Source organism: Massilia sp. NBRC 108631, from assembly GCF_059704565.1.
This window is the reverse complement of sequence record NZ_BAAKJE010000066.1, coordinates 78,683-105,531: the sequence shown is the minus strand read 5'-3', so window position 1 is coordinate 105,531 and position 26,849 is coordinate 78,683. Positions and strand designations below refer to the sequence as shown.

Annotated in this window: 23 protein-coding genes; 10 read left to right on the top strand and 13 right to left on the bottom strand. The window is 65.8% G+C overall.

Going from position 1 to position 26,849, the window contains the following annotated elements; genetic code table 11:
• The first annotated feature begins 73 nt into the window (after positions 1 to 73).
• Positions 74 to 805: a FadR/GntR family transcriptional regulator gene (locus tag AC6H42_RS07640; RefSeq protein WP_057154160.1), complete on the top strand. Its 732-nt coding sequence runs from the start codon at positions 74 to 76 to the stop codon at positions 803 to 805.
• Here AC6H42_RS07640 and dacB read toward each other — a convergent pair.
• Positions 799 to 2,412: a D-alanyl-D-alanine carboxypeptidase/D-alanyl-D-alanine endopeptidase gene (gene dacB, locus AC6H42_RS07635; protein WP_057154159.1), complete on the bottom strand. Its 1,614-nt coding sequence runs from the start codon at positions 2,410 to 2,412 to the stop codon at positions 799 to 801. The genes AC6H42_RS07640 and dacB overlap by 7 nt on opposite strands.
• Positions 2,413 to 2,415: 3 nt before the next feature.
• Entirely contained in the window at positions 2,416 to 3,660 is a 1,245-nt protein-coding gene (locus AC6H42_RS07630; RefSeq protein ID WP_057154158.1) for a nucleoside recognition domain-containing protein, read from the bottom strand.
• A 191-nt stretch (positions 3,661 to 3,851) separates the two neighbouring features.
• On the opposite strand from AC6H42_RS07630, the gene AC6H42_RS07625 reads away from it, so the two are divergent.
• The 4 genes from AC6H42_RS07625 to AC6H42_RS07610 all read left to right on the top strand — a co-directional run bounded on the left by AC6H42_RS07625 (position 3,852) and on the right by AC6H42_RS07610 (position 10,687).
• A complete protein-coding gene (locus AC6H42_RS07625) occupies positions 3,852 to 5,684 on the top strand; it encodes an ABC transporter substrate-binding protein (RefSeq protein ID WP_229418099.1) in 1,833 nt (610 codons plus the stop codon).
• Between the two features lie 218 nt (positions 5,685 to 5,902).
• Positions 5,903 to 8,605, top strand: coding sequence for a TonB-dependent receptor domain-containing protein (locus AC6H42_RS07620; RefSeq protein WP_497547762.1), 2,703 nt, complete (start codon positions 5,903 to 5,905; stop codon positions 8,603 to 8,605).
• A gap of 10 nt (positions 8,606 to 8,615) precedes the next feature.
• Positions 8,616 to 9,710, top strand: coding sequence for a S66 peptidase family protein (locus tag AC6H42_RS07615; RefSeq protein ID WP_057154156.1), 1,095 nt, complete (start codon positions 8,616 to 8,618; stop codon positions 9,708 to 9,710).
• 59 nt (positions 9,711 to 9,769) lie between these two features.
• Positions 9,770 to 10,687, top strand: coding sequence for a YihY/virulence factor BrkB family protein (locus AC6H42_RS07610; RefSeq protein WP_057154155.1), 918 nt, complete (start codon positions 9,770 to 9,772; stop codon positions 10,685 to 10,687).
• Here AC6H42_RS07610 and AC6H42_RS07605 read toward each other — a convergent pair.
• Positions 10,668 to 11,996 carry an ATP-binding protein gene (locus AC6H42_RS07605; RefSeq protein WP_497547761.1) on the bottom strand — a complete coding sequence of 443 codons (1,329 nt, stop codon included), beginning with the start codon at positions 11,994 to 11,996 and terminating at the stop codon, positions 10,668 to 10,670. The two genes, AC6H42_RS07610 and AC6H42_RS07605, sit on opposite strands and share 20 nt — an antisense overlap.
• A 132-nt stretch (positions 11,997 to 12,128) precedes the next feature.
• Here AC6H42_RS07605 and AC6H42_RS07600 point away from each other — a divergent pair, with 132 nt between their 5' ends.
• Genes AC6H42_RS07600 through AC6H42_RS07590 form a run of 3 tightly spaced genes read left to right on the top strand, consistent with a single transcriptional unit; the run spans position 12,129 to position 15,014 of the window.
• Complete coding sequence (locus tag AC6H42_RS07600) at positions 12,129 to 13,373, top strand: hypothetical protein (protein ID WP_497547760.1); 1,245 nt, start codon at positions 12,129 to 12,131, stop codon at positions 13,371 to 13,373.
• Positions 13,374 to 13,407: 34 nt separating this feature from the next.
• Positions 13,408 to 14,292, top strand: coding sequence for a MipA/OmpV family protein (locus AC6H42_RS07595; protein WP_229418097.1), 885 nt, complete (start codon positions 13,408 to 13,410; stop codon positions 14,290 to 14,292).
• A gap of 2 nt (positions 14,293 to 14,294) precedes the next feature.
• A complete protein-coding gene (locus tag AC6H42_RS07590) occupies positions 14,295 to 15,014 on the top strand; it encodes a hypothetical protein (RefSeq protein WP_497547758.1) in 720 nt (239 codons plus the stop codon).
• A gap of 13 nt (positions 15,015 to 15,027) precedes the next feature.
• On the opposite strand, the gene AC6H42_RS07585 is transcribed toward AC6H42_RS07590, so the two are convergent.
• The 7 genes from AC6H42_RS07585 to AC6H42_RS07555 all read right to left on the bottom strand — a co-directional run bounded on the left by AC6H42_RS07585 (position 15,028) and on the right by AC6H42_RS07555 (position 22,308).
• Positions 15,028 to 15,756, bottom strand: coding sequence for a response regulator (locus AC6H42_RS07585; protein ID WP_497547757.1), 729 nt, complete (start codon positions 15,754 to 15,756; stop codon positions 15,028 to 15,030).
• Between the two features lie 2 nt (positions 15,757 to 15,758).
• Positions 15,759 to 16,886 (bottom strand): acyl-CoA dehydrogenase family protein, encoded by a 1,128-nt coding sequence (locus tag AC6H42_RS07580; protein ID WP_057154150.1) that lies wholly within the window; start codon positions 16,884 to 16,886, stop codon positions 15,759 to 15,761.
• Between the two features lie 20 nt (positions 16,887 to 16,906).
• Complete coding sequence (locus AC6H42_RS07575) at positions 16,907 to 17,587, bottom strand: SDR family oxidoreductase (RefSeq protein ID WP_497547756.1); 681 nt, start codon at positions 17,585 to 17,587, stop codon at positions 16,907 to 16,909.
• A 2-nt stretch (positions 17,588 to 17,589) separates the two neighbouring features.
• On the bottom strand, positions 17,590 to 18,789 hold the full coding sequence (locus tag AC6H42_RS07570) for an acetyl-CoA C-acyltransferase (RefSeq protein ID WP_497547755.1): 1,200 nt from the start codon (positions 18,787 to 18,789) through the stop codon (positions 17,590 to 17,592).
• Positions 18,782 to 20,614 (bottom strand): bifunctional isocitrate dehydrogenase kinase/phosphatase, encoded by a 1,833-nt coding sequence (gene aceK, locus AC6H42_RS07565; protein WP_057154317.1) that lies wholly within the window; start codon positions 20,612 to 20,614, stop codon positions 18,782 to 18,784. Before aceK ends, AC6H42_RS07570 begins: the two co-directional genes overlap by 8 nt.
• A gap of 34 nt (positions 20,615 to 20,648) precedes the next feature.
• A complete protein-coding gene (locus AC6H42_RS07560; RefSeq protein ID WP_057154147.1) occupies positions 20,649 to 21,833 on the bottom strand; it encodes an isovaleryl-CoA dehydrogenase in 1,185 nt (394 codons plus the stop codon).
• Positions 21,834 to 21,903: 70 nt separating this feature from the next.
• Complete coding sequence (locus AC6H42_RS07555) at positions 21,904 to 22,308, bottom strand: MerR family transcriptional regulator (RefSeq protein ID WP_057154146.1); 405 nt, start codon at positions 22,306 to 22,308, stop codon at positions 21,904 to 21,906.
• Positions 22,309 to 22,711: 403 nt separating this feature from the next.
• Here AC6H42_RS07555 and AC6H42_RS07550 point away from each other — a divergent pair, with 403 nt between their 5' ends.
• Both AC6H42_RS07550 and AC6H42_RS07545 read left to right on the top strand, forming a co-directional pair.
• Positions 22,712 to 23,119, top strand: coding sequence for a hypothetical protein (locus AC6H42_RS07550; RefSeq protein WP_056400088.1), 408 nt, complete (start codon positions 22,712 to 22,714; stop codon positions 23,117 to 23,119).
• A 189-nt stretch (positions 23,120 to 23,308) separates the two neighbouring features.
• Positions 23,309 to 23,476 (top strand): hypothetical protein, encoded by a 168-nt coding sequence (locus AC6H42_RS07545; RefSeq protein WP_165917882.1) that lies wholly within the window; start codon positions 23,309 to 23,311, stop codon positions 23,474 to 23,476.
• 13 nt (positions 23,477 to 23,489) lie between these two features.
• Here the strand turns inward: AC6H42_RS07545 and AC6H42_RS07540 are convergent, their stop codons facing one another.
• From AC6H42_RS07540 to AC6H42_RS07530, 3 genes are all read right to left on the bottom strand, one after another.
• Positions 23,490 to 24,074 carry a UbiX family flavin prenyltransferase gene (locus AC6H42_RS07540; RefSeq protein ID WP_057154145.1) on the bottom strand — a complete coding sequence of 195 codons (585 nt, stop codon included), beginning with the start codon at positions 24,072 to 24,074 and terminating at the stop codon, positions 23,490 to 23,492.
• A complete protein-coding gene (gene grxD, locus AC6H42_RS07535; protein WP_057154144.1) occupies positions 24,067 to 24,378 on the bottom strand; it encodes a Grx4 family monothiol glutaredoxin in 312 nt (103 codons plus the stop codon). Before grxD ends, AC6H42_RS07540 begins: the two co-directional genes overlap by 8 nt.
• 80 nt (positions 24,379 to 24,458) lie before the next feature.
• Positions 24,459 to 26,807, bottom strand: a complete 2,349-nt coding sequence (locus AC6H42_RS07530; RefSeq protein WP_497547753.1) for a Tex family protein — start codon at positions 26,805 to 26,807, stop codon at positions 24,459 to 24,461.
• Between the last annotated feature and the right edge of the window lie 42 nt (positions 26,808 to 26,849).

Sequence of the window (26,849 nt, the reverse complement as noted above, 5' to 3'; positions counted from 1 at the left end):
AGGGAAAAACCAAGGGCAAGGGAGGCCGTTATCCTGATGTAGAATAAGGTGATAGCAGAGAGGAAATCCGAGCATGAATGAAATGAACGTCCGCCGGGTGGAACGCAGGCCGCATCTGGCCGAGCACATCGTCACGGCCTTGAGCGAAGAGATTGCGTCGGGCCGCTTGCGGCATGGCGACCGCCTGCCAACGGAGCAATTTTTAGCCGAGAACTTCGGTGTCAGCCGCAACGTGGTGCGCGAAGCGATCGCCAGTTTGCGCAGCCAGGGACTGGTGCAATCGCGCCAGGGCATAGGCGCGTTCGTGTCGGTCGCGCGCGAGGCGGCGCAGCCGCTCGAGCCGGTCAGCGCGCAGTTGCTGGAAGGCGACAACATGATCCGCAATATGTTCGAGGTGCGCGCTGCGCTGGAAGGGCAGGCCGCCGCACTGGCCGCCGTCAGCATGACGCCGCGCAAGCTGAAAAGCATCCGCGACGCAGTCGAGCGCATGCGGTTCGAGGGCGCGCCTACCGCCGCCACCGTGAACGCCGACCTGGATTTCCACCGCGCCGTGGCCGCCGCCTCCGGCAACGATTATCTGGAGGCGATGATACGCACGGTGCTGGAGCCGATGCGTCCGCTCATCGCCGCCAATTTCTCGCGCCATGGGCCGATGTTCGGCCACATTCCGCACGCGGCGCGGGACGAGCACGAAACGCTAGTGCAGGCCTTCATCGACAAGGATGCCGCGCTGGCGCGCAGGCTGATGGGCGAACATATCGTCAGCGCGGCGTCCCGCTTCGGCTACGAGATCGCGCACTACTGATACCGCGCCACCCAGTCCAGCAGCGCGTCGAGGGCTTTGCGGCCGTTGCCGTTGCCGGTCAGGTCGTGGTTGATCATGGCCACCACGATGCACAGTTCGCCGTTCGCGTCCGGCACATAGCCGGCGATGGCGACCACGTTCTTCAGCGTGCCGGTTTTTACGCGCGCGCGCGACGCGGCGGCGCTGTCCTTCAGGCGCCGCTTCATGGTGCCGTCCACTGCCGCGATAGGCAGGCTGGTGAGGAACTCCGGCATCCACAAGCTCTTTTGCGCCGCTTGCAGCAGGCCGGCCATTTGCGCCGGCCGCACGCGCTCCAGGCGCGACAGGCCGGAACCGTTTTCCAGCACCAGGCCGGTGTCGTCGATGCCGTGGCGCTGCAGCCAGCCGCGTATGACTTGTTCCGCGCGGGCGGCGCTCTGCGCCGGGACCGCCGCGTCGGGCGCCGCCTCGCCGCCGCCGGGGATCATGGCGCCGGCCGCCGGCGATGCTGCCGGCGCGGCGGCGTCGCTGCTCAGCGAGTCGCCGGGCAGGACGGCCGGGCTGGCCGTGCGCGCTGCAAGCTGCAGCGTGGGGAGGGGACGGCTGCCCAGCACCGGGTCCGGCGCCAGCGATCCCAAGGTCAGGAACAGCGTGCGGGCCAGGCCGTTGTCGGACGGCTTGTTGATGTCGCGCAGCACTTCGGCCAGCGGGCGCGAGACGTGCTCGGCCAGCAGGCGGGTGGCGGGGGCTGCCGTGGCGGCCGGCGCAGGCGCTGCCGAAGTCGCCTCGCGCGCGATGCCGGTGAAGCTGCCGCCCAGCCGCGCCCAGGTGCTGCGGAACAGGCGCTCGGTGTAGTCATTGCGCTCCAGCACATTGATTACCGTGGTCTTGCTGCAATTCTTCGGGAAGGTGCCGTGCAGGCGCACCACGATCTTGCTGCCCTTGCGCGTGTAATCCGGCAGCTTCCAGCCGTCCTCCCACTTGGCGCAGTCGGCCTCCACCAGCGTCATGTCCGATTCGATGGTCACGCGGTCGAGCTGCGGCAGCATGCCCAGCCTGAGCTTGCCGCCGGTCGAGTTCATGTCCACCCGCAGCAGGTTCATGTTCAGCAGCAGCGCGTCCGGGATGATGTTGTAGTAGGCCTCGGGCGACTCGTCGAACGGCGCCGCGCCCAGGTCGGTGCGGGTGGGCTGGAACAGCTGGCGGTCCAGCACCAGGTCGCCCTGGATCTTGCGGATGCCCTGGATGCGCAGCTTTTCCAGCATGTGCACCAGCACGTCCTCGCTGAAGTCGGGGTCGGCGCCGCCGCGCAAGTGGAGGTCGCCCTTCAGCACGCCGTCTTTCACTTCCGCGCTGCTGCGCAGTTCGGTGCGCGCCTTGAATACCGGCCCCAGCTGGTCAAGGCCCACCATGGTGGTGACCAGCTTCATGGTCGAGGCGGGCTGCATCGGGCGGTCCGGATGGTGCGACACCAGCGGCATGCCGCCGCGCAGCACGATGGCGCCCACCGCGTCCTCGGGAATGCCGGCCGCTTGCAGCGCGCGCGCCATGGGCTCGGGCAACTGGGCTTGGGCGCTTGGGCTGCCGGCGGCGGCCAGCAGGGATACCAGCATCAGGCGACGGAACATGGATTAGCCTTGGTGGAAGAATACATAGGAAACGGCGATGGCGGTGATCACGCCGGCCAGGTCGGCGATCAGGCCGCAGGAGATAGCATAGCGCGTCTTGCGGATGCCCACCGAGCCGAAATACAGCGCCACGATGTAGAAGGTGGTGTCGGCCGAGCCCTGGAATACGCAGGCCAGGCGGCCGACGAAGGAGTCCACGCCGTAGGTGTTCATGGCGTCGATCATCATGGCTTTCGAGCCGCTGCCGCTGAGCGGCTTCATCAGCGCGGTCGGCAGCGCCGGCACGAAGTCGGTGTTCATGCCGAGCGCGGTGAAGATCCAGTTGAAGCCGCCCACCACGAAACTGAACACGCCCGCGTTGCGGATCACGCTGATGGCCACCAGCATGCCCACCAGGTAGGGGATCACCGTCAGCGAGGTCTGGATGCCGCCCTTGGCGCCTTCGATGAAGGCTTCGTACACATTCACCTTCTTGCGCAATGCGCCGACGATGAAAATCGTGATCACCCCGATCAGTATCGCGTTGCTGACCACCTTGGACACGGTGGCGATCTCGGCCTTGGTCAGGTATTGCGTGAAGTACCAGATCAGCGCCACGATGGCCGACGTCATGCCGCCCAGCCAGGACAGCACCACGCTGTCGAACAGGTTGATGCGCTGGCGGATCGACACGGCGATGATGCCAGCCACGGTTGCCACATACGTCGCGATCATGCAGGGAATGAAAATGTCGGACGGGTCGGCCGCGCCGAGGATGGAGCGCTGCGCCATGATGGCCAGCGGAATCAGGGTCAGGCCCGAGGTGTGCAGCACCAGGAACATGATCTGCGCGTTGGTGGGTTCGTCCTTGTTCGGGTTCAGCGTCTGCAGGCTTTCCATTGCCTTCAGGCCGAACGGCGTGGCCGCGTTGTCCAGGCCCAGCAGGTTGGCCGAGAAATTCATCACCATGTGGCCGTTGGCCGGGTGGTCTTTCGGCACTTCCGGGAAGATGCGCGAGAAGAACGGTGCGATCACTTTCGCCAGCCAGCCCACCACGCCGGCCTTCTCGCCGATGTTCATGATACCCAGCCACAAGGTCATCACGCCAGCCAGCGGCAGCGCAATGTCCATCACGCCCATCTTGGCCGACTCGAAGGTGCCGTCGATCACTTTCTTGAAAATCTCGTTATCGCCCAGGAACAGCCATTGCGCAAAGGCAGCAGCAAAGCCGACCAGGAAGAAGCCAGACCAGATGTAATTGAGCGACATAGGACGAAATTTCCGATAACAGGGGTGACAGGACGATTTTGCAGGCAAAGTATAGAGCCACGGCATTATGCCGCGATGAAAGAATGCAGGCCGCGCATGCAAAAAAGTTATAAGCTGCGGGCCCGATTTCATGGTCGGTCAAGCGCGCGATGGCTTATCCTGTGGCGGTTTCTATAGAGCGAGGAAAGAAGATGGCAGGCAACATGGCATTGAAGTGGAAACGGGCGCTGGGGACGGCTGTGCTGGCGCTGGCTGCCGCACAAGCGCCCATCGTGGCAGCCGCCCCCGGCACTGCCGCCGCGCCCAAGGTGCTGCACGCCTTCCTGTCCACCGGCGAGACCGGCCTCGACCCGGCAGTCGCCTCCGACATCGCCACCCTGGCCCTGCTGGAAAACCTGTACGACCCGCTGCTGCGCTACGACTACCTGGCGCGCCCGGTCAAGCTGCAGCCCAACACGCTGCGCGCCATGCCGCAGGTGGACCAGGCCGGCCTGACCTATACCTTCCAGCTCACCCCCGGCATCCGCTTCACGCCCGATCCCGCCTTCAAGGGCAAGCCGCGCGAAGTGACCGCCGAAGACTACGTCTACAGCCTCAAGCGCCTGTATGACCCGGAACTGAAATCGCCCTGGCTGTTCCTGCTGGAAGGCAAGCTGGCGGGCGATGGTGCCTTGAAAACCAGGTTCAGCCACGCCACCGCCATCCCCGGCCTGCAGGCGGTGGACAAGTACACCCTGCGCATCCGCCTGAGCGCGCCCGATCCGAACTTCCTCTACTACCTGGCCATGCCGGCCACGGCCGTGGTGGCGCGCGAAGTGGCCGAAGCCTACGGCAGCCAGATGGGCAACCACCCGGTCGGCACCGGGCCCTTCCTGGTGGGCGAATGGAAGCGCAGCGACAAGATCACCCTGCTGGCCAATCCGGACTTCCGCGCCACCGTGTTTCACGCCGCTCCGGCCGCCGGCGTGCCGCCCGAATCGCGCGCCGCGGCCGCCGCGCTGGAGGGCAGGCGGCTGCCGCTGGTGGACCGTATCGAGGTCAAGATCATGGAGGAGTACCAGTCACGCATGCTGGGCTTCCTGAACGGCGAGTTCGACTACATCGAGCAGGTGCCCGAGTCGATGAAGGACATGGTGCTGCGCAGCGATTCCGCCGCGCCCGAGCTCAAGCCCGAGCTGGCCGGGAAAGGCATGCAGCTGTCGCCCTTCCCCGTGCTGCAGACCTACTACATGTGGATGAACATGGAAGACCCGCTGATCGGCGGCTATGGCAAGGACAAGGTGGCGCTGCGGCGCGCCATCGCGCTCAGCTACAACAGTGCGGAGGACGTGGCGCTGCTGAAGAAGGGCCTGGCGCTGCCGGCGCAGTCGCCGCTGCCGCCCAATGTGCTGGGCTACGACCCCGCCTACCGCAGTCCCATCGCCTATAACCCGGCGCTGGCGCGCGCTTTGCTGGACCGCTACGGCTACCGCATCGGCAAGCACGGCTATCGCACCCTGCCCAACGGCCAGCCACTGCTGCTGACCATGCATTCCGAACCGTCCATGGTGGGCCGCCTGCGCGACGAACTGTGGCGCAAAGGGTTGAACGCCATTGGCCTGCAGGTGCAGTTCAAGAGCGACAAGAAGACTGAAATCATCAAGGCTTCCCGGCTGGGCAAGGTGATGATGTTTGAAACCAACTGGATTGCCGATTTCCCGGATGGCGATAATTATTTGCAATTGTTGTATGGCCCCAACAGCGGCCGCGCCAATTACGCGCGCTTCAACCTGCCCGAGTACAACCGCCGCTACGAGCGCGCGCGCCAGCTGGGCGACACGCCCGAGCGCCGCGTGCTGTACCGCGAGATGAAGCAGCTGATCCACGCCTACAACCCGTGGGTGCTGCTGACCCACCCGATTTCCGCTGATATCAGGCAACCGTGGCTAAAAAACTACATCCGCCACCCGGTGGAGTTCACAAACTGGCGTTATCTCGATTTGGACGTTGCAGAGCGGAATCAGCTCACTAAAATGGCGCCCTGATTGAATTTCTTACATTCATTCCTAAAAGTTATGGTTAAGTGAGGTATTTTCATTGGATAGCGTGGAGTGCAAAGCGCTACTCTGAATTTTCCATGCGGCGCGCAAGACGCCGTGCCCGGTACCGGGCAGTCAAGAGTTCGTTCAAATCAAGGGAGAGTACGGTGAAGGTTAAAAAACTCGCGCAGATGATTGCGCTGATAGGTGTAGTGGGCCCCGTCATGGCTCAGCAAGCTGCCCCGCAGCAAATCCAGCGGGTGGAAATCACCGGCTCCAGCATCAAACGCGTGGCCAAGGAAGGCGCGCTGCCGGTGCAAGTGGTGACCTTCGACGCCATCGAGAAGGCCGGCATCACCGACACCGAACAGCTGCTGCGCACCATTTCCGCCAGCGGCACCGGCGCCGACAATATGACTTCCGGTAATAACGTGTTCGGCGCGGACGCCGACCGCGTTTCCGGCGGCGCTTCCTTCGCCTCGCTGCGCGGCCTGGGCCCGAACGCCACGCTGGTGCTGCTGAACGGCCGCCGCGTGGGCAACCACGGCGCCTCCGGCAAGGCGGTCGACCTGAATTCGATCCCGCTGGGCGCCATCCAGCGCGTGGAAATCCTGAAAGACGGCGCTTCGGCCATTTACGGCACCGACGCCATCGGCGGCGTGGTCAACTTCATCCTGAAGACCGACTACAAGGGCCTGGAACTGTCCACCACGCTGAACGGCACCGAAGCGGGCGGCGGCATGAACCGCCGCGTGTCGGCGCTGGGCGGCCTGGGCGACCTGCAAAAGGACGGCTGGAACGTCATGGCCTCCGTCACGCACGACAACAACGACAAGCTGAGCTCGAGCCAGCGCGACTTCGCCAACGGCTTCCAGCCGTCGCGCGGCCTGTCGCCGGACACCACCGGCACGCCGTTCGCCAACATCCTGACCGGCCCCGGCACCGCGCTGGGTACCGGCTTTAAAATGCCGGGCGACAGCACCACCTATCTGCAGGCCGGCCTGCTGAGCCTGCAAGGCAAGTGCGACACCATTCCCGGCATGTCGCAATACCAGAGCGACCTGTGGAAGGACGTCACCGCCGTCACGCGCTCCAAGTATTCCTGCGCCTACGATTACGGCGGCGACTACGTGATCAGCTTCCCGGTCGAGCGCACCAACGCCGTCTCGCGCGGCACGCTGAAGATCAACGACGACCACAAGGTGTTCTTCGAACTGCTCGGCTCGCGCACCGAAGCCACCGCGTCGCTGACGCCGGTGCAGATCTCCACCAGCCTGGCCAACGGCGCCGCCTACCCGGTCAACGGCCCCTACTACCAGGACCTGTCGCAATACATCCCGACCTACGACAAGACCAAGCCCATCATCTACAAGTGGCGCAGCACGCCATGGGGCGACCGCACGCAGAATAACGTGACCGAGAACTACCGCCTGCTGGTGGCCGCCGAAGGCCTGCTGCTGGGCAAATACGACTACAAGCTGGGCCTGTCGCGCGCGGAAAGCACCACCAAGACCGCGCTGGTGGACGGCTATGGCTACACCGACAAGATCTACGCGGCCCTGGGCAGCGGCAAGATCAACCCATGGCTGGCGCCGGGCCAGACCCAGACCGCCGAAGCGATGCAGCTGATCGAATCGACCAAGTACAAGGGCGCTTTCCAGCACGGCAAGACCACCATGACCCAGCTGGACGGCTCGGTCTCGGGCGAAGTGCTGCAGCTGCCGGCCGGCGCCATGTCGATGGCGGCAGGCTTCGACCTGCGCAAGGAAACCTATGACTTCGCGCAGGACGTGGACGCGACCAAGATCCTGCTGTCGCCCGGCAATGCTCCGCTGAACGGCGCGTCGCGCAATGTGCGCGCCGTCTACGCCGAGCTGCTGGTGCCGGTGCTGAAGGACCTGGAAGTGCAGCTGGCCGTGCGCCGCGACGACTACAGCCTGATCGGCGCCACCACCAACCCGAAAGTGTCGTTCCGCTACCAGCCGACCAGCAACATGGTGCTGCGCGGTTCGGCCAACAAGGGCTTCCTGGCGCCGAGCTTCACCCAGCTGTACGCGGGCCGCCTGTCGCAGGAACTGCCGAACGGCATCATCGACCAGGAAGGCTGCGCCAAGAATCCGGGCAATCCGCTGTTCTGCGCCATTCCGCGCCTGAACTACAATACCGGCGGCAACCCCAACCTGAAGCCGGAAACGTCCAAGCAGGGCACGCTGGGCATCGTGGTGGAACCGGTGCGCGGCTTCTCCGCGTCGCTGGACTTCTGGGCCATCAACATCCAGGACCGCATCCTGAACCGCACGCCGCAAGTGGTGCTGGCCAACTGGCAGTTCCTGCCCGAGTACATCATCCGCGACCAGGCCACCGGCGTCATCGACCATGTGGAAGCGGGCTGGATCAACGCGGCCGGCCTGAAAACCCGCGCCGCCGACCTGGGCCTGCAGGCCGACGGCAAATATGAAGGCTACAAATGGGTCGCCAAGCTGGACGGCACCTACATGAAGAGCTTCAAGTTCGCCGAATTCGAAGGCCAGCCGTTCAAGGAGCAAGTGGGCGTGTTCAACAGCCGCGACATCTACCTGCGCTGGAAGCACAACGCCAGCATCAGCGTGTCCAAGGGCGACTGGAGCGCGCTGTTCACGCAGAACTACTCCACCGGCTACAACGACCAGGTGCCGAACGGCGGCAAGGGCACGCCGCCGCCGGGCTTCGTGCCGCGCGTGAAGCACTACGAGAAGTATGACCTGACGGGCACCTACACCGGCTACAAGAACGCCACCATCACGGTGGGCATCCTGAACCTGTTCGACAAGACCCCGCCGTTCACCGCGCACAACGTGGATGAAGTGGTGGGGGCAGGCTGGGACCCGCGCGTGGCAGACGCGCGCGGCCGTTCGCTGTCCGTCAACCTCAAGTACAAGTTCATGTAAGCGGATCGCGGTGCCGACACATACACAACTGAGCCGGCGCCGCTTCGGCAGCCTGGTGGCTACCGCCACCGGGGCCGCGCTGGCAGCCGTCGCGCTGCCAGCCGCAGCGGCCAAGCATGTCCCTTCGCAAGGAAACAAAGCCATGACCAAGCCGCAGTTGACCAAGCCGCCGCGCCTGGAGCCCGGCGACCTGGTCGGCATCATCGCACCCGGCGGGCACACCAGTCCCAAGGCCATCGAGAAAGCCGTGCGCAACATCGAGTCGCTCGGCCTGCGCGTCAAGCTGGGCGAGCACATCCACGCGGTGCACGGCAATTACGGCGGCACGGTGGCGCAGCGCCTGGAAGACCTGCACGGCATGTTCGCCGACCCGCAAGTGAACGCCATCTGGGCCATCCGGGGCGGCTCCGGCTGCATCTCGCTGCTGCCCCATATCGACTACCGGCTGATCGGCGCCAATCCCAAGGTGCTGATCGGCTATTCCGACATCACCGCCCTGCACCTGGCCATCAACAAGCACGCCGGGCTGGTCACTTTCCACGGACCGGTGGCGTCGTCCACTTTTTCCGAATACGCGGTGGCGCAGCTGAAAAACGTGCTGATGACGCCGCACGAGCGCTACACCATCTCCATGTCGCAGGACAACGCGCACAAGGCCGTGGCCGAGCCGCAGTACACGGTGCGCACGGTGCACGGCGGCCAGTGCACCGGCCACCTCACCGGCGGCAACCTGTGCCTGGTCAGCGCGCTGGAGGGCACGCCGTACGCGGCCGACATCAAGGGCAGCATCCTGTTCCTGGAAGAGGTGAACGAAGCGCCCTACCGCATCGACCGCATGCTGATGCAGTTGCAGCTGAGCCAGGGCTTGAAGAATACCGCCGGCGTGATGCTGGGCATCTTCGAAAACTGCGAGAACCAGGATGACGACATCTCGCTCACGCTGAACGAAACCGTGGACCAGCATCTGCTGCCGCTGCAACAGACCGCCGTGGCCGGCTACTCCTTCGGCCATATCCGGCACCAGTTCACCATCCCCATGGGCGTGCAAGCCACCCTGGACGCCGAGCGGCAGACGCTGACCTTGCTGGAGCCGGCGGTCAGCTGACGCGGCGCGCTGCGGGCTGTTGCGCGCCAGCCATTGTGCGGGCTGCGTAGAATGGGCCCATGCGTATGCTCACAAGCAAGGCCGCCGCCTGGGTGGCCAGCCACCCCCTGGATTTCGCGCTGCAGTGCATTCGCGGCTTCCGCGCCAACCAGGGACTGCTGCTGGCGGGCGCCGTCGCCTATTACTCACTGCTGTCCATCGTGCCGCTGCTGATGCTGGTGGTGGTGGTGCTGTCCCATTGGCTGGACCCGGTCGAACTGCTGGGCACCATCGGCCACTACCTGGAATGGCTGGTGCCGGGCCAGTCGCGCGCCATCGTCGCCGAGGTCGGCCAGTTCCTGGCCCAGCGCAGCGTTATCGGCTGGCTGCTGGCGCTCACCATGCTGTTTTTCAGCTCGCTGGCCTTCACGGTGCTGGAAAACGCCATGTGCGTCATCTTCATGCACCGGGTGGCGATACGGCGCCGCCACTTCCTGGTCTCCGCCATCCTGCCCTACTGCTACATCCTGTCGCTGGGCCTCGGCATCCTGCTGGTGACCCTGGTGGCCGGCGGCCTGCAGGTGATCGGCGAGGAAGAGCTGCAATTTCTCGGCTACCGCTGGTCGCTGCACGGCGTGTCCGGCGTGTTGCTGTACACGCTGGGCGTGGCCGGCGAAGTGCTGATGCTGACCTCGATTTACCTGGTGATGCCGGTGGGCCGGCTGTCGTATGCGCACGCGCTGATCGGCGGCGTGACCGCCACCGTGCTGTGGGAACTGGCGCGCCATGTGCTGGTCTGGTACTTCAGCACCCTGTCGCAGGTGAACGTGGTGTACGGCTCGCTGACCACCGCCATCGTGGTCATGTTCAGCCTGGAGATCGCCGCCGCGCTGCTGCTGTTCGGCGCCCAGGTGATCTCCGAGTTCGAGCGCGTGGGACGCCACCAGCAGGACCAGGCGGCGCCGCCGCTGCGCACCGTCAGCCCGGCAGGCGAATGACGAAGCGGGCGCCGCCCAGCGCGCCGTCCTCGACATGCAGGCTGCCGCCGTGCAGCGCCACCGCCTTGTGCGCAATCGACAGGCCCAGGCCGAAGCCGCCGCTGGCGCGGTCGCGGCTGCGGTCGAGCCGGTAGAACGGCGCGAACACCCGTTCGCGCTCCGCAGCGGGAATGCCGGGGCCGTCGTCCTCGACGGCGATGACGATGGCGCCGCCTTGGCCCGGGCCTGCGCTGCCCTGGCGTTCTGCGTCCAGCAGCACCCGGCCGGCGCCGTATTTGGCCGCGTTGCCGAGCAGGTTGGCCACGGCCCGCATCAGCAGGCGGCCGTCGCCGTCCAGCTGCCCCAGGTCGCCGATGCGCGTTGCCAGCGCCGTGCCGCCGGCTTCGGCCGCTGCCGCTGCGGCGTGCAGCGCCGCCGCCAGGTCGAAGGGCTGGCGCTGCATGGCTTGGCCGCTGTCCAGCTTGGCCATGCCCAGCAATTCTGTCATCAGCCCGTTCAATTCGCGCAGATCCTGCTCCATGGCGGCGATGCGCCCTTCCAGCGCCGGCCTGGCCGCCGCGTCCGCCGCCGTGCGCAGCAGCTCCAGGCCGAACTCCAGCCGCGCGATCGGCGTGCGCACCTCGTGCGAGACCGAATGCAGCAGCGTGCGCTGCGCCTCCATCAGGCGCTCGATGCGGTCCGCCATGTTGTCCATGCGCTCGGCCAGCGGGTAGATGCTGGCGCTGGCCGGCATGCGCGCCCGCGCCGACAGCTGGCCGGCGCCGAACTCGTCGGCCACGCGCGCCAGCGCCTGCATGCCGCGCCAGTGCGCGCGCGACCACAGCGCGATCGGGATCAGCAGGGCCAGCGCCACGATGGCGTAGCGCAGCGCCTCCTGCTGCAAGGCTTGCGCGATATTGATCGGCAAGCCCTCGGCGCGCAGCACCTCGGCCTCGCTGCCGATGTAGCGCTCGCCGGCCAGGTCCACCCGCCGCAGGAAGGCCTTGTCGCCCACCTGGAACACCATGCCGCCGCGCCGCAGCACGGCCGCGTCGGCGGCGGGCAGCGCGGCCAGGCTCGGTTCCAGCGGCAGCAGCTCGTAGCGCACCGTGGAGACCTCGCGCAGCTTGTTCAGCCGCACCAGCCACTCGTCGGCCGGCGCCTGGTCGACATATTGCTCCAGCAGGAACACCTCGGCCGCCGCCTGGCGCCGGGCGATGTCCTCCAACGGATCGCCGTACAGGCGGCTGATCGCGAAATAGATGGCAAAGGTGGCCGCCGTGATGGCCAGCATGACCAGCACGAAAAAGCGGAAGAACAGGCGGTTCATGGCCTTAGTTTATAAGCAATGGCGTGGCGCCGTCGGGGCGCTTACAAATTTATGACAATTGACCGACATTTGGAGGGGGACGCCCGCCGCGCCCCTGCCTAAGATGGCATGATTACTTACCAAGGAGCTATCATGAGCAAAGTGTCAAGCAAGGCCGTTGCCGCAGTTCTGTTTCCCCTGGCCGCAGTCGTGCTGGCCGCGTGCGGCGGCAGCGGCGGTGCCGCCGCGCCCGGCGGCCAGAGCAAGCCCATCGCCGTGGGCGAGCCGTCGCCCGCCGCCCTGGTGGTGAAGGCCGATTTCGTCAGCATGGCGCGCGCCGCCACTTGCAGCGAGCTGCGCAACCGCCTGTACCTGATCGACCAGAAGCAGGTGCTGTGGGACCGCGCCGGCAATTGCCCCGACAACGCCGATAGCCGCACCCTGTTCGGCGCCCTGCCCGCGCAGCAGTTGTGCCTGTCCGGCGGCCTGCTTTCCGGCCCGCGCACCAGCTGCGCCGACGACAGCAAGCGCGCGCAGTTCGAGACCATGATCAACAACCTGGACAAGGCCGACCTGGGCCTGGGCGCCGGCCACCAGATCGAGATCGTCAACGTGCTGCCGCCGGACGGCGCCACGCTGGGCATGGAAATCCTGAGGCAGAGCCCGTACACCGGCATCGACGAGGCGCGCACCGTGGTGCTGACCGACACGGCTTCCTTCGAGGCGGTGTGGAACGACTGGCACCGCATCCTGAGCAGCATCCACCTGCCGCCGAAGATCGACTTCAGCCGCAAAATGGTGGTGGGCATACTGACCGGCAGGCAGAAGAGCGATTGCCGCTCGGTCACGGTCGGCCGCGTCGGTGTCGCCGACGGCAAACTGGCGGTGCAGTACGAGCAGGACCGCGTGGACCCGGCGGCGCAGTGCATCGCCCAGTTCACCAGCCCCGGCGTGCTGGTGGTGCTGGACCGCTACGACGCCCCGGTGGTGTTCAGCCGCATCACGCCGCAGAAGGTGGCCTTCAGCCGCGTCCAGACCAGCCTGAACCACGCGCTGACGGGGCAAGCGCCCAGCAACGCGGTGGTGAAGGACGCCGCCTCCTGGGCCGCGCTGTGGAGCCGTTACAGCACGCCCGGCGCGCCGCTGCCGGCGGTGGACTTCAGCAAGTCGATGGTGCTGTCCGCCTACTACGGCATGGCCCCCGGCTGCGACGGCACCAGGCTGGAAGAAGTGGCGCGCGTGGACGGCAAGCTGTACGTCACCAGCAGCGACACGCCGCCCGGCCCGAACGTAGCCTGCCACGCCGCCTTTACCGCGCGCGGCGCCATGGTCACGGTGGACCGCAGCGACGAGCCGGTGGTGTTCATCATCCGGCAGATGCCTGCGCCGACCATATAGAATGGCGGGCATCGCCCCCACTGAGCCATCATCCATGCGCATGCCCCACACCATTGCCCGTTGCTTTGCCGTTGCAGCGCTGCTGGCCGCCTGCGGCACGGCGGCCGCGCAGACGCCGGTCGTCAACCCGATGCCGGACGGCAGCCGTGATATGTACCTCGGGCTGGGCCTGCAAAGCGCCAACCGCTACGAGGGCGGCCGCAGCCGCCACGCGATGCTGATGCCGGTGCTGCAGGCCGAATGGAGCAACGGCGTATTCCTGTCGGGCGCCACCGCCGGCATGCACTGGTCCGACCGCGCCGGCCTGGAGTACGGGCCGCTGCTGTCGCTGCATCCCGGGCGCAGCGAGCGCGGCCGGGCACTCACCGGCGGCGGCCTGAGCGGCACGGGCAGCAACACCGCGCTGCCGCAGATCGGCATGGACGGCGGCACCCCCCTCACCCGCATGACCGGCATGCCCGACGTGCCGCGCCGGCTGGAGGCGGGCGCTTTCCTGACCTGGTACCTGACGCCCGAATGGCGCCTGGCGAACAACGTGCTGTATGGGGCAGGCCAGCAGCATGACGGCCTGCGCGCGATGCTGGACCTGCAGCGCATCGCCACCCACGTGGCGCCGCACCACACGCTGTCCTTCACCGCCGGCCTGGCGCTGGCCGACGCCCGCTACAACCGCGCGATGTTCGGCGTCAGCCCGGCCCAGGAAATGATGACGCCGGGCGTCACCCGGCGCGCCTATGCGCCCGGCGGCGGCATCAAGGACGTGCATGCCGGCGTGCGCTGGAACTGGGCCCTGGCGCCGTCCTGGATGCTGACCAGCGGCACCCATGTGGCGCGCCTGGCCGGCGACGCCAAGGCCAGCCCGCTGGTTGAACGGTCCGTCAACGTCACGGTGTGGTCGGCACTGGCCTACCGCTTCTGAGCATGAACGCCAGGCGCTCCCTGTTCGCGGTGCTGCTGCTGCCGGCCTGGCTGGCTATGCAGGGCGCCGGCGCGCAAGCGCAGGAAGGCGAGTGGCTGAGCTATCGCGACGCCTACCGCGCCATGGTGGTGTTCGAAAAATACGGCAAGCCCAAGCATTTCCTGCAAAACCACTTCCAGATCATTGCCAGGGACGGCGCCACGCTGGACGGCTTGCGCCTGACGCTGAACGCCAGGGGCAGCCAGCTCAACCTGCCGCTGGACGCGGCCGGACGCGCCGTGTTCCCGCTGCTGAAGGCGGCCTACGACGACAATGCCGTGCTGATGCTGAACCGCAAGCTGTCCGGCTACGCCTACCGGCCGCGCGTGTCCATCATGGCGCGCGCCGACGGCGTGTACGAGGCGGCCGACCTGCGCACCGCCTGCGAGCAGGCGCAGGCTTACCAGCGCGTCACGGACGCGGCGTTTCGCGGCGGGCGCTGCGTGGGTGTGCGGTTTGCTTTTGCGCGCAGGGGCGAGGCCCAGGTGCGGCTGCGGCACGGCGCGCAGGACAGCGCGCCGCTGCCGGTGGCCGAAGGCCCGGCGTTCGCGGACGGCGCCGGCGCCGACTTCAGCATCGTCAGCTACCGCTTCGACGCGCCGCCGGCGCAGGCCGCCGGCCACGCTGCCGGTCAGGTCATCAGCCTGTCGCCGCCGCTGGCGATCGCGCCGCTCTACGAGTAGCGCGGCAAGCGGCTTACTGCCAGGCCGACGGCGAGAACAGGTAGCCCTCGCCCCATACCGTCTTGATTTTTTCCGCCTCGTGGTCATCGAAGCGGCGGCGCAGCTTGGAGATGCTGTTGTCGATGCTGCGGTCCATGCCGTCGAATTCCAGGCCGCGCAGCTTCTTCAGCAGCGCATCGCGCGACAGCACGGTGCCGGCCGCCTCGGCCAGCACCAGCAGCAGCTTGTATTCGCTGCCGCTGAGTACCACCGGCGCGCCGCGCCAGCGTACCTGGCGGTCGCTGGTGGCGATGCACAGCGCGCCGAATTGCAGCGTGCCCGGCGCGGCGGCCGGCGCATTGGCTGCGCCGCCCTCTGCGGAACCCGGGCCTGCGGCCGGTCCCGCGCGCCGCAGCAGCGCGCGCAGGCGCGCCAGCAGCACGCGCGGCTGTACCGGCTTGTTGATGAAATCATCGGCGCCGTGCTCTAGCAGCGCCACCTGGTCGTAATCGTCCTCGCGCGCCGTCAGCACCAGGATGGGCGTGCCGGCCAGCGCGCGCAGCTGGCGGCACACGTCGGCGCCGTCCATCCCGGGCAGCATCAGGTCCAGCACCACCACGTCCGGCGCGAACGCCTGGAAGCGCGCCGGCGCTTCGTCGCCGCGCGCCACCACCGCCACCTCGAACTCGTAGCCGGCCAGGTACTCGGCGATCAGGGAAGACAGCCTGGCGTCATCCTCCACCAGCATCAGCCTTGTCGCCATGCCTACAGCGCCCGCGCGATCAGCAGCTTCTGGATATCGCTGGTGCCCTCGTAGATCTGGCACACGCGCACGTCGCGGTAGATGCGCTCGACCGGGAAGTCGGACACATAGCCGTAGCCACCGTGCACCTGGATCGCGTCCGAGCACACGCGCTCGGCCATCTCGGAGGCGAACAGCTTGGCCATGGCCGCCTCTTTCAGGCAGGGCTGGCCGGCGTCCTTCAGCGCGGCCGCGTGCATGATCAGCTGGCGCGCCGCTTCGATCTGCGTGGCCATGTCGGCCAGCTTGAACTGCACCGACTGGTGCTCGAAGATGGCCTTGCCGAAGGTCTCGCGCTCGCGCGCGTATTTCAGCGCGGCCTCGTAGGCCGCGCGCGCCATGCCCACCGACTGCGAAGCGATGCCGATGCGGCCGCCCTCCAGGCCGGACAGCGCGATCTTGTAGCCCATGCCCTCTTCACCGATCAGGTTCTCGGCCGGGATGCGGCAATTCTCGAACAGGATCTGCGCCGTGTCCGACGAGTGCTGGCCCATCTTCTGTTCCAGGCCCGCTACGATGTAGCCCGGCGCATTGGTCGGCACCCAGAACGCGCTGATGCCCTTCTTGCCGGCCGCCTTGTCGGTGACCGCCATGACAATGGCCACGTCGGCGTATTTGCCGCTGGTGATGAACTGCTTGACGCCGTTGATCACATATTCGTCGCCATCGCGCACGGCGGTGGTGCGCAGCGCCGCCGCGTCCGAGCCGGTGTGCGGCTCGGTCAGGCAGAACGCGCCCAGCATCTCGCCCTGGGCCAGCGGGCGCAGCCACTGCCGCTTCTGTTGCTCGCTGGCGTACATCATGGCGATGCTGCACACCGGGCAGTTGTTGACCGAGATGACGGTGGAGGTGCCGCCGTCGCCGGCCGCGATTTCCTCCAGCACCAGCGCCAGCGACACGTAGTCCATGCCGGCCCCGCCCAGTTCCTCCGGCACCGCCACGCCGAACGCGCCCAGTGCCGCCAGCTCCTTCAATTCTTCCTTGGGGAAGTGGTGTTCCTTGTCCCAGCGCGCCGCATTGGGCGCCAGGCGCTCCTGCGAAAAGGTGCGCAGGGCGTCTCGTATCATTTGGTGTTCTTCGCTCAGTATCATTCTGTGCTTTCAATGCGGGGTTACCAGGCGATGGGGGTGCCATCGTAGTTGCGGAACACGGCTTGCGTCGAGCCGGGTACGGTATCCAGCGTGTGGCGGATGCCGGCTGCGCTTTCTTCCACCGTCAGGTCGGCGCCGCCGCCGCCCATCGCGGTGCGCACCCAGCCCGGGTGCAGCGCCACGCAGGTGACGCCCTTGGCGCCGAAGGTGAGCGCGGTGTCGATCAGCACCGAGTTGAGCGCGGCCTTGCTGGCGCGGTACAGCGAGCCGCCCGCGTGGCCGCGCTCGCTGAGCGAACCCATGCGCGAGGACAGCACCGCCAGCTTGCCGCCGCTGCGCTTGCCATGCGCGGCCACCAGCGGCGCCAGCATGGGCAGCAGCCGCATCGCCGCCAGCACATTGGTGTGCATCACCTGGTCGAAGTCGGTCTGCAGCGGGAAGCCGTCGTGGCGCGGGCCGTACACGCCCGCGTTCAGGATGGCCACGTCCAGCTGTTCGCCGTCCAGCTTCCAGCCCAGGCCGGCCACCGCTTCCACGTCGGTCACATCCAGCGTGTGCGTTTCCGCACCCATGTCGGCCAGCTCGGCGATGTCGTCCGGCTTGCGCGCGGTGGCGATCACGCGCCAGCCGTCGTGCAGGTACTGGCGCGCCAGTTCGTGCCCGATGCCGCGCGAGGCGCCGATGATGAGTGCGGCCGGCATGCTTACACCAGTTCGATGGCCATGGCGGTGGCTTCGCCGCCGCCGATGCACAGCGCCGCCACGCCGCGCTTGCCGCCGGTGCGCTTGAGCGCGCCGATCAGCGTGACGATGATGCGCGCGCCGGAGGCGCCGATCGGGTGGCCCAGCGCGCAGGCGCCGCCGTGCACGTTCACTTTGCTGTGCGGGATGTCCAGGTCGCGCATGGCGGCCATCGGCACGGCGGCGAACGCCTCGTTGATCTCGAACAGGTCCACGTCCTTGGCGGCCCAGCCGGTTTTCTTGAACAGCTTCTCGATGGCGCCGATCGGCGCCACCGTGAACTGGTCCGGCGCCAGCGCGTTGGTGGCGTGGCCCAGCACCCTGGCGATCGGCGTCAGGCCCTGCGCCTTGGCGGTCGATTCGCGCATCATCACCAGCGCGGCGGCGCCGTCGTTGATGGACGAGGACGAGGCGGCGGTGATGGTGCCGTCCTTCTTGAAGGCGGTGCGCAGGGTCGGGATCTTGTCGATCTTGGCCTTCAGCGGGCCTTCGTCTTTTTCAACCACGGTGTCGCCGGCGCGGCTGGTCACCGTCACGGGCGCCACTTCCCACTTGAACCAGCCTTCGCTGGTGGCGGCCTGCGCGCGCTTGACGGATTCGATCGCGAACGCGTCCTGGTCTTCACGGGTGAACTGGTACTTGGCCGAGCACTCTTCGGCGAAGGTGCCCATGGAACGGCCTTCGCCGGTCTTCTCGTTGCGCGAGTAAGCGTCTTCCAGGCCGTCGTACATCATGTGGTCGAACATCATGCCGTGGCCGATGCGGTAGCCGCCGCGCGCCTTGGGAATGATGTAGGGCGCGTTGGTCATCGATTCCATGCCGCCGGCCACGATCACGTCGGCGCTGCCAGCCGCCAGCGCGTCGTAGGCGTAGATCGCGGCCTGCATGGCCGAGCCGCACATTTTCGACAGCGTCACCGCGCCGGTGGAGGTCGGCAGGCCGGCTTTCAGCAGCGCCTGGCGCGCCGGCGCCTGGCCCTGCCCCGCCATCAGGCAGTTGCCGAAGTAGACGTGTTCGACGGCGGCCGGCGCCACGCCGGAACGCTCGACGGCGGCCTGGATCGCCACGGCGCCCAGGTCGTGCGCGCTCTTGGCCGAGAAGTCGCCCTGGAAGGCGCCCATGGGGGTGCGGGCTGCGCCCACGATAACGATAGGATCATTCATTTTCACTGGTCTCCAAAAGAGTCGGCGCCACGTGCGCCGCCGGGGTGATGGCAGGTGTGCCCTGATACGAAAAACGGATGTGCTGCGGATACGGGAAGACGTCCTCCACGATGCCGGCTTCGATGCGCTCCTTGCGCCGCTGCCAGAATTCGCGCGTCAGCAGGTCGGCGTGGTGCTGCATGAAATACTTGCGGATCTTCGCGTTGCCCAGCAGGAAACGGCCGAACTGTTCGGGGAATACGTCGTGCTTGCCGACGTGGTACCACGGCTCGGCCGACATCTCTTCCTCCTCGGTGCGCGCCTCGGGGATGTCGCGGAACACGCAGTCGGTGATGTACTCGATTTCGTCGTAGTCGTAGAACACCACGCGTTTGTGGCGGGTGACACCGAAATTCTTGTACAGCATGTCGCCGGGGAAGATGTTGGCCGCCACCAGTTCCTTGATGGCGTTGCCGTATTCCAGCACGCCGTGCTCGAGGCGGGCATCGTCGCCCTGCTGCTCGGCGTTGGTGAGCCAGATATTCAGCGGCACCATGCGGCGTTCGATGTACAGGTGCTTGATGACGATCTTGTCGCCATCCTCTTCCAGCAGCGACGGCGCGTACTTGCGGATCTCGTCGAGCAGCTCTTCCTTCATGCGCGCGCGCGGGAAGGCCACGTTGGAATACTCCAGCGTGTCGGCCATGCGGCCCACGCGGTCGTGGTGCTTGACCAGCAGGTATTTTTCCTTCACCAGCGCGCGCGTGGTCTCCTTGGGCGGCGGGAAGAAATCCTTGATCACCTTGAACACATAGGGGAAGGACGGCAGCGCGAACACCAGCATCACCAGGCCGCGGATGCCGGGCGCCACGTCGAACTGGTCGGACGAATGCTTCAGGTGCTGCAGGTAGTCGCGGTAGAACAGCGTCTTGCCCTGCTTCTGCAGGCCGAGGATGGTGTAGATCTCGCTGCGCGGCTTGCGCGGCAGCAGCGTGCGCAGGAATTGCACGTAGGCCGAGGGCACTTCCATGTCCACCTGGAAGTAGGCGCGCGTAAACGAGAACAGGATGATGATCTGTTCCTGCTCGAACAGCACCGTGTCCAGCACCAGCTGGCCGTGGCGGTTGTGCAGGATCGGCACCACGAAGGGATACTCGCGCGCGCCGTTGATGCCCTTGCCCACGATGTAGGCGCCCTTGTTGCGGAAGAACAGGCTGGACAGCACCTGGATCTGGTGGTTGGGCTCCAGCGTTTCGCCGCCGAACAGCTGGCGCAGGCGCGACTCCACCTGCTCCACGTCGCGGTCCAGGTTGGCGAACCGGGCGTTGAGCTGGAAATTGGTGACGATGCGCCTGAGCGTGAAGCGCAGGCCGTCCGTGCCCGGGTAGTACATGCGGTAGGTGGGCGCCGGCTCTTCCGTTTCGATGTACTCGGTGGACACCACCGGCCGCACGAAGATGAACTCGTTGTGGAAATAGCTGCGGTGCAGGATGTTGCAGCACACCGAGTTGAAGAAGGTCTCGGCCAGCTCCGGCTGCTTGTGGCCGGACAGCAGGCCGATGAAGTGCAGCTTGCATTCGCGCCACACCTCGTCGCTCAGGTCCTCCGGCGCGTACTCGTCCTCCAGCAGGTGCACGCATTCCTGCACCCGCTTGTCGTAGAAGCCGATGCGCTCGCGCGCGGCCTGCTGCGCCACCTTCCAGTCGCCGCGCTCGAAATACTCGCGGGCTTGCTGGCTGGACTGGCGGAACAGGCGGTAATGCTTGTCGAAGCCGTCGCGGATGGTGAGCGCGATGTCGAACGCTATCTGGGAAGACAGCAGTTTGGGGAATGCAGCCTGGTTCATCATGGACGGGCCGGCATCATCGCGCTCTGGCGCCTTACTTGGTTTCCGCGAACAGCTCGCGGCCGATCAGCATGCGGCGGATCTCGCTGGTGCCGGCGCCGATTTCATACAGCTTGGCGTCGCGCCACAAGCGGCCCACCGGATACTCGTTGATGTAGCCGTTGCCGCCCAGGGTCTGGATCGCCTCGCCGGCCATCCACGTGGCTTTCTCCGCGCTGTACAGGATGGCGCCGGCGGCGTCCTTGCGCAGCTGGCGCACCGCTTCCGGCGTGGTGGCGCGGTCGCAGGCCTGGCCGACGGCGTAGACATAGGCCTTGCAGGCCATCATGGTCGAGTACATATCGGCCAGCTTGCCCTGCATCAGCTGGAACTCGCCGATCGGCTGGCCGAACTGCCTGCGGTCGTGGATGTAGGGCACCACCGCGTCCATGCAGGCCTGCATGATGCCCAGCGGGCCGCCGGACAGCACGGTGCGCTCGAAGTCCAGGCCGGACATCAGCACGTTGACGCCCTTGCCCAGGCCGCCCAGCACGTTCTCGGCCGGCACTTCGCAGTCCTGGAACACCAGTTCGCCGGTGTGCGAACCGCGCATGCCCAGCTTGTCCAGTTTCTGTGCCACCGAGAAGCCCTTGAAATTCTTCTCGATCAGGAAGGCGGTCATGCCGCGCGGGCCGGCTTCCAGGTCGTTCTTGGCATACACCACCAGCACGTCCGCGTCGGGGCCGTTGGTGATCCACATCTTGGTGCCGTTGAGCACCCAGCGGTCGCCCTTCCAGTCGGCGCGCAGCTTCATGCTCACCACGTCGGAACCGGCGTTCGGCTCGGACATGGCCAGCGCGCCCACGTGTTCGCCCGAGATCAGCTTGGGCAGGTATTTTTGTTTTTGCTCTTCGGTGCCGTTGCGCTTGATCTGGTTCACGCACAGGTTGGAGTGGGCGCCGTAGGACAGGCCCACCGAGGCCGAGGCGCGCGAGATTTCTTCCATCGCCACGATGTGGGCCAGGTAGCCCATATTGGCGCCGCCGTACTGCTCGCTGACGGTGATGCCCAGCAGGCCCAGGTCGCCCATCTTGCGCCACAGGTCCATCGGGAACTGGTCGCTGCGGTCGATCTCGGCGGCGCGCGGCGCGATTTCGGCGGCGGCGAATTCCTGCACGGCGGAACGGAGGGCGGCGATGTCTTCGCCGTGGTCAAAGGTCAGGCCTGGGAGATGGAGCATGTCGTCCTCATTCTTCTGGTTGGGGGTGTTGAAGCCCTCATCATACCGCGATGTGACGTTAACGTAAACGTCAAGTAGCGCTGGTCTGCGGCTCCGCGATCGCCGCCAGCATGCGCCTGCAATCTTCCTCGTGGGCGGTGATTTCGGCCAGCGTCATGTCGATGTCTTCGCGCTGCTGTTCCAGCATGTCGCGGTGCTGCTGCAGGACGCCCAGGAAGCGGTGCATCTGCGCGCTGGTGTCCTTGGGCGACTCGTACATGTCCACCAGGCCCTTGATTTCGGACAGCGACAGGCCCAGGCGCTTGCCGCGCAGGGTCAGCTTCAGGCGGGTGCGGTCGCGCGGCGTATACACGCGGTTGCGGCCGCCGGCGCCTTCGCGCGACGGGCTCAGCAGGCCCTGGTCTTCGTAGAAGCGGATCGCGCGCGCCGTGATGTCGAATTCACGGGCCAGTTCGGTGATGGTATAGGTTGGCATATTGATAAAATAGGCAGCAGCGGTGGCTTTAGGCTTCCGTTTACGTAACGTTAAAGACATTGTAGCCCATGACAGGACGGACAGTTGGTGGCAATTGATGACCACGAATGGCGTATCGTGCGACGGCCTTGCGCTGCGGGCGGCATCATATGTATTGGCATAAAGGCAGCACCATCACCGTGCATGCGCTCGCGTCTGTCCTGAACGAACGTTCAGTCTAAAAAATTGCCCTCTAAATTCAATTTGCCGTATCATGTCATATCAGAAATAAAATTTGGACGTTATGCGAGCGAAAGCACGCAGCAATGAGGGAAAAATGTTAAATCTTCCATTCTTGATTGTCACAGTTTGTCTGACACTGCGAGAGACTGACTTTCATTGCATGACATGAAATAGTGCAACTATGAATTCTTCTAACGAACGCGAAAGCTTTAGCCAGCGCTTGCAGCAGGCTCTGAAAAACGCCCACTACTCCCCCGATAGCCCGACCCGACTGGCACGCGAATTTAACATTCGTTTCGACGGACGCCCCATAACGGTGCACGCAGCGCGCAAATGGCTGGTCGGCGAAGCCATTCCCACCCAGGAAAAGCTGCGCATGATAGCCCAATGGCTGGGTGTGCCCGCCGACTGGCTCCGTTTCGGCGGTCCGGAAGCGGCAGCGCCGGCCGGCGAAAGCAGCAATGGCCTGTCCCGTTTCGAGTCGGCCGACGTCAAGCTGATCGCCGATTTGCAGCGCCTGGACGAACATCACCGCCAGATCGCGCGCGAATTTATCCGCATGCTGGTGCGGGTGAACTACCAAAAGTAACAAAACAGCACGTCCGTTCTTGATACATTGCCAAATATAAGAACGGGCGTGCCACGATTGCGCCGCAGCGCGCTTTTCCGCCGAATGTTCGGCTCCAATAGCAAATTGTCATAGTTCCGAAACGGATTTGGTGCACAATAGGGTTGCGCAATGCACGCGCTATTTCAGGAGTCCGGATTGAGCCGCTTGATGAGAAACAACTACAGCAATGTAGCGCAGCTGAAAGACCTGATGACCGCCCCGCCGATGACGGCAGCCCGCCACGCTGAATTGATGCGCAAGCGCATCGCGCAGCGCCGCATGCTGGAAGAAGCGAGGGAATTGAAGCGTGCCAGCAGCAGCTTCGAGAAAACCTAGCGCATAGCGGGTTTCAGGTCGGGCTCAGCCCGTGCCAGCGCGGCGCCAGCTGGTGTTCCAGGCCGAACAGGTCGATCACGCGGGCCACCGTGTGGTCCACCATCTCGGCGATGCTTTGGGGCTGGTGGTAGAAGCTGGGCAGGGGCGGGAAGATGATGCCGCCCATTTCAGTGACGGCGGTCATATTGCGCAGGTGCGCCAGGTTGAACGGCGTTTCGCGCACCATCAGCACCAGGCGGCGGCGCTCCTTGAGCACCACGTCGGCTGCGCGCGCGATCAGGTTGTCCGACAGGCCGTGCGCCACGGACGCCAGCGTCTTCATCGAGCACGGCGCAATCACCATCCCGTCCGACTGGAACGAACCGCTGGCGATGGACGCGCCGATATTGTGCTGCCGGTGCACCACGTCGGCCAGCGCTTCCACTTCCTTGCGCTGCAGGCCGGTTTCCTGGTGCAGGGTCAGCACGGCCGCGTCCGAGACCACCAGGTGGGTCTCGACGTCCGGCGTCTCTTTCAGCACCTGCAGCAGACGCACCCCATACACGGCGCCGGTGGCGCCGGTGATGGCAATGACGATCCGCTGCGGGCGATCAGGCATCCAGCAGGGCCTTCAGCTCGCCCGACTCAAACATCTCGTTCATGATGTCCGAACCGCCGATGAATTCGCCCTTGATGTAGAGCTGGGGGATGGTCGGCCAGTTCGAGTATTCCTTGATGCCCTGGCGGACTTCAGGATCGTCCAGCACGTTTACGGTGGCGATGTTTTCCACGCCGCACGCCTTCAGGATCTGGATGGCGCGGCCGGAAAAGCCGCACTGCGGGAACTGGGCGGTGCCCTTCATGAACAGGACCACTGGGGTGTTGGTCACGGTTTCTTTGATCCAGGTTTGTACGTCGCTCATTTGCTGCCTCGGGGGAAAAAGGGAAAGATGCCGACATTTTATAAGAAAACGCCGGCGGGGGTACTGCGGGCCTTGCCGGCTTAGCCGCGCAGCTTGGCGAAGGCGGCCGCCATGGAGCCGCCCATGGCCGGTTCGCGGGTCTGCGATTTTTGCTGTGATCCCATGGCGCGGCGGTCGTTACGGTCGGCGCGCTGCTCGGGCTTGTTGCCGGCGGCCGGCGCGCTGTCGGAGAGGCGCATGGTCAGCGCGATGCGCTTGCGCTTGGGATCGACTTCCAGCACCTTCACCTTCACCACCTGGCCGGCCTTGACCACCGTGTGCGGGTCTTTCACGAAGGTATTCGACAGCGCCGAGATGTGCACCAGGCCGTCCTGGTGCACGCCGATGTCGACGAAGGCGCCGAAAGCGGCCACGTTGGTCACCACGCCTTCCAGGATCATGTCCGGACGCAGGTCCGAAATTTCCTCCACGCCGTCCTTGAAGGTGGCGGTGGTGAACTCGGGACGCGGATCGCGGCCCGGCTTTTCCAGTTCCTTCAGGATGTCGGTCACGGTCGGCACGCCGAACTTGTCGTCGGCGTACCTGGCCGGATTCAGGGTCTTGATCAGGCCGCTTTCACCGATCACGCCCTTGATGTCCTTCTTGATGTCGGCCAGGATTTTCTCCACCAGCGGATACGATTCCGGGTGCACCGCCGAGGCGTCCAGCGGGTTGTCGCCGCCCATCACGCGCAGGAAGCCGGCCGCCTGCTCGAACGTCTTGTCGCCCAGGCGCGGCACGGCTTTCAGGCCGGCGCGCGACGTGAACGCGCCCTTGCTGTCGCGGTAGGTGACGATGCTTTGCGCCACGCTGGCCGACAGCCCGGACACGCGCGCCAGCAGCGGCGCCGAGGCGGTATTGACGTCCACGCCGACCGCGTTGACGCAATCCTCGACCACCGCGTCCAGCGTGCGCGCCAGTTGCGACTGGCTCACGTCGTGCTGGTATTGGCCCACGCCGATCGATTTCGGGTCGATCTTGACCAGTTCGGCCAGCGGGTCCTGCAGGCGGCGCGCGATCGACACGGCGCCGCGGATCGACACGTCCAGGTCGGGCAGTTCGCGCGAGGCGAATTCGGACGCCGAATACACCGAGGCGCCCGCTTCGGAAACGACGATCTTGGTCAGCTTCTGTTCCGGCAGCATCTTGATCAGGTCCTGCGCCAGCTTGTCGGTTTCGCGCGAGGCGGTGCCGTTGCCGATGGAAATCAGCGACACATGGTGCCTGGCGGCCAGCCTGGCCAGCGTGTGCAGCGCGCCGTCCCAGTCGTTGCGGGGCTGATGCGGGTAGATGGTGGCATGTTCGACCACTTTACCGGTCGGATCGACCACCGCCACTTTCACGCCGGTGCGCAGGCCGGGATCCAGGCCCATGGTGGCGCGCTGGCCGGCCGGGGCCGCCAGCAGCAGCGCTTTCAGATTGGTGGCGAACACATTGATGGCGTCCGTTTCGGCGCGTTCGCGCAGCGCGCCCATCAGTTCGCTTTCCAGGTGCATGAAACTTTTCACGCGCCAGGTCCAGCGCGCCGTGTCGGCCAGCCATTTGTCGGCCGGGCGGCCGGCGCTCTTGATCCCGAAGCGGGCGGCGATGCGGCTTTCGCACGGATTGTGCGGCGCGTCCCACTTCGGTTTTTCGGCTTCGGTATCCAGCCGCAGGGTCACGTCCAGGATGCCTTCGCGGCGCCCGCGCAGCAGCGCCAGCGCGCGGTGCGAGGGCACGGTGGCGATGGTTTCCGAGTAATCGAAATAATCGGCGAATTTTTCGCCTTCTTCCTGCTTGCCTTCCACCACTTTGGACTCAACTATACCGTGATCGGTCACGTATTCGCGCAGCGACTGCAGCAGGGTGGCGTCCTCGGCGAAGCGCTCCATCAGGATCTGGCGTGCGCCGTCCAGCGCGGCCTTGCTGTCGGCCACGCCCGGATTGTTGCCGTCCGGCGTGGTGAACGCCTCGCGCAGATAGGCCGTGGCTTCCGTTTCGGGAGTCAGTTCCGGGTTCGCCAGCAGGGCGTCGGCCAGCGGCATCAGGCCCGCCTCGATGGCGATCTGGGCCTTGGTGCGGCGCTTTTGCTTGTATGGAAGATACAAGTCTTCCAGCCGGGTCTTGTCCTCGGCGTGCAGCACGGCCTCCAGCAGTTCCGGCGTCATCTTGTTCTGTTCGGTGATCGAGGCCACGATGGCGGCGCGGCGGTCTTCCAGTTCGCGCAGGTAACGCAGGCGCTCCTCCAGCAGGCGCAGCTGGATGTCGTCCAGGCCGCCGGTCGCTTCCTTGCGGTAGCGCGCGATGAATGGCACAGTGGCGCCCTCGTCCAGCAGGGCGACGGCGGCGGCCACCTGGGCCGGTTTGGCGGCCAGTTCGATGGCAAGGCGTTGTTCGATGGTAGGCAGCATGAGCGTGATTCCTGTGGTGACCAGGCCGGAATCATACTCAAA

Bases quoted from the DNA above. Each gene is read 5' to 3' on its own strand.
- dacB (WP_057154159.1), bottom strand. From the start codon at position 2,412: ATGTTCCGTCGCCTGATGCTGGTATCCCTGCTGGCCGCCGCCGGCAGC.
- AC6H42_RS07575 (WP_497547756.1), bottom strand. From the start codon at position 17,587: ATGCCGGCCGCACTCATCATCGGCGCCTCGCGCGGCATCGGGCACGAA.
- AC6H42_RS07555 (WP_057154146.1), bottom strand. From the start codon at position 22,308: ATGCCAACCTATACCATCACCGAACTGGCCCGTGAATTCGACATCACG.
- AC6H42_RS07620 (WP_497547762.1), top strand. From the start codon at position 5,903: ATGGCTCAGCAAGCTGCCCCGCAGCAAATCCAGCGGGTGGAAATCACC.
- AC6H42_RS07550 (WP_056400088.1), top strand. From the start codon at position 22,712: ATGAATTCTTCTAACGAACGCGAAAGCTTTAGCCAGCGCTTGCAGCAG.
- grxD (WP_057154144.1), bottom strand. From the start codon at position 24,378: ATGAGCGACGTACAAACCTGGATCAAAGAAACCGTGACCAACACCCCA.
- AC6H42_RS07605 (WP_497547761.1), bottom strand. From the start codon at position 11,996: ATGAACCGCCTGTTCTTCCGCTTTTTCGTGCTGGTCATGCTGGCCATC.
- AC6H42_RS07540 (WP_057154145.1), bottom strand. From the start codon at position 24,074: ATGCCTGATCGCCCGCAGCGGATCGTCATTGCCATCACCGGCGCCACC.
- AC6H42_RS07600 (WP_497547760.1), top strand. From the start codon at position 12,129: ATGAGCAAAGTGTCAAGCAAGGCCGTTGCCGCAGTTCTGTTTCCCCTG.
- AC6H42_RS07585 (WP_497547757.1), bottom strand. From the start codon at position 15,756: ATGGCGACAAGGCTGATGCTGGTGGAGGATGACGCCAGGCTGTCTTCC.
- AC6H42_RS07545 (WP_165917882.1), top strand. From the start codon at position 23,309: ATGAGAAACAACTACAGCAATGTAGCGCAGCTGAAAGACCTGATGACC.
- AC6H42_RS07610 (WP_057154155.1), top strand. From the start codon at position 9,770: ATGCGTATGCTCACAAGCAAGGCCGCCGCCTGGGTGGCCAGCCACCCC.
- aceK (WP_057154317.1), bottom strand. From the start codon at position 20,614: ATGAACCAGGCTGCATTCCCCAAACTGCTGTCTTCCCAGATAGCGTTC.
- AC6H42_RS07595 (WP_229418097.1), top strand. From the start codon at position 13,408: ATGCGCATGCCCCACACCATTGCCCGTTGCTTTGCCGTTGCAGCGCTG.
- AC6H42_RS07625 (WP_229418099.1), top strand. From the start codon at position 3,852: ATGGCAGGCAACATGGCATTGAAGTGGAAACGGGCGCTGGGGACGGCT.
- AC6H42_RS07640 (WP_057154160.1), top strand. From the start codon at position 74: ATGAATGAAATGAACGTCCGCCGGGTGGAACGCAGGCCGCATCTGGCC.
- AC6H42_RS07570 (WP_497547755.1), bottom strand. From the start codon at position 18,789: ATGAATGATCCTATCGTTATCGTGGGCGCAGCCCGCACCCCCATGGGC.
- AC6H42_RS07560 (WP_057154147.1), bottom strand. From the start codon at position 21,833: ATGCTCCATCTCCCAGGCCTGACCTTTGACCACGGCGAAGACATCGCC.
- AC6H42_RS07530 (WP_497547753.1), bottom strand. From the start codon at position 26,807: ATGCTGCCTACCATCGAACAACGCCTTGCCATCGAACTGGCCGCCAAA.
- AC6H42_RS07580 (WP_057154150.1), bottom strand. From the start codon at position 16,886: ATGATACTGAGCGAAGAACACCAAATGATACGAGACGCCCTGCGCACC.
- AC6H42_RS07630 (WP_057154158.1), bottom strand. From the start codon at position 3,660: ATGTCGCTCAATTACATCTGGTCTGGCTTCTTCCTGGTCGGCTTTGCT.
- AC6H42_RS07590 (WP_497547758.1), top strand. From the start codon at position 14,295: ATGAACGCCAGGCGCTCCCTGTTCGCGGTGCTGCTGCTGCCGGCCTGG.